Source organism: Cupriavidus sp. FW305-26 (assembly GCF_058787975.1).
This window is the reverse complement of the sequence record NZ_JBYTAH010000165.1, coordinates 1-1032: the sequence shown is the minus strand read 5'-3', so window position 1 is coordinate 1032 and position 1032 is coordinate 1. Positions and strand designations below refer to the sequence as shown.

Sequence of the window (1032 nt, the reverse complement as noted above, 5' to 3'; positions counted from 1 at the left end):
GCGTGACACTGTTCGGCGTGGACGTGTCGTTCTACGCCAGCTATGCGCTGCTGAGCCTGCTGATCTGTGCGGGCACGTTTGCCGTGGTCAAGGCGCTGGAGCGCTCGTGGGTAGGCCTGGCGATGGACGTGGTGCGCACCGACGAGACCGCCGCCGCCGCGTTCGGCCTGCACATCGCCCGGTGGAAGGTGATTGCGTTCATGCTCGGCAACTTCTTTGCCGGCATCGCCGGCAGTGTCTACGGCATGGTCACTGCGTTCGTGGCGCCCAACAACTTCACCTTCGCCGACTCGCTGCTGATGCTGTCGATCGTGATCCTGGGCGGCCTCGGCAACGTGGTGGGCCTGGTGCCGGCGGCCATTATCGTGCTGGTGCTGCCCGAAAAGCTGCAGTTCATCCAGGAATACCGCTTCCTGTTCTACGCGGCGCTGGTGATCGCCATCCTGCTGTTCCGCCCGGACGGCCTGATGCCGCGCAAGACCCGCCTGTTCTTTCCCCGGGAGGATGCGCAATGAGCGACGCAATGATCCAGGTGCGCGACCTGACCATGCGCTTTGGCGGCCTGACCGCGCTGGACAACCTCCAGCTCGAGATCCGCCGTGGCGAGATCCTGGGCCTGCTGGGCCCCAACGGCTCCGGCAAGACCACGTTCTTCAACGTGCTGACGGGGCTGTACAAGGCAAGCGCCGGAACCATTACCTATGACGGCAACAACGTCATCGGCAAGACGCCACAGCAGATCTACCGCAGCGGCGTGGCGCGGACGTTCCAGCGTTCGCGCTTGTCGCTGCCGCTGACGGTGTTCGACAACATCGTGATCGGCGATTACCAGAACATGCGTCACGGGCTGGTCTTCAACCTGTTCCGGCGCAAGGCGTTCCGCGCCGAGTACGAACGCTACGTGGAGTCGGTGCGCGAGCTGCTGGGCATCTTCAGCCCGCCACTGGTGGCGCGGCTGTTCGAGCCGGTGGAAACGTTCACGATGATCGACCGCCGCCGCATCGAGGTGTGCCGGGCCCTGATGAGCCGCCC

At 64.8% G+C, this 1032-nt stretch carries 2 protein-coding genes; both read left to right on the top strand.

Annotation, left to right across the window (positions count from 1 at the left end):
* Positions 1 to 515 (top strand): branched-chain amino acid ABC transporter permease (locus tag AC3WQZ_RS35680; protein ID WP_492302168.1); only part of this gene is annotated, 515 nt, incomplete at its 5' end.
* Positions 512 to 1032: ATP-binding cassette domain-containing protein (locus tag AC3WQZ_RS35675; protein WP_492302167.1), on the top strand; the 521-nt coding region annotated here is incomplete at its 3' end. The genes AC3WQZ_RS35680 and AC3WQZ_RS35675, both read left to right, overlap by 4 nt.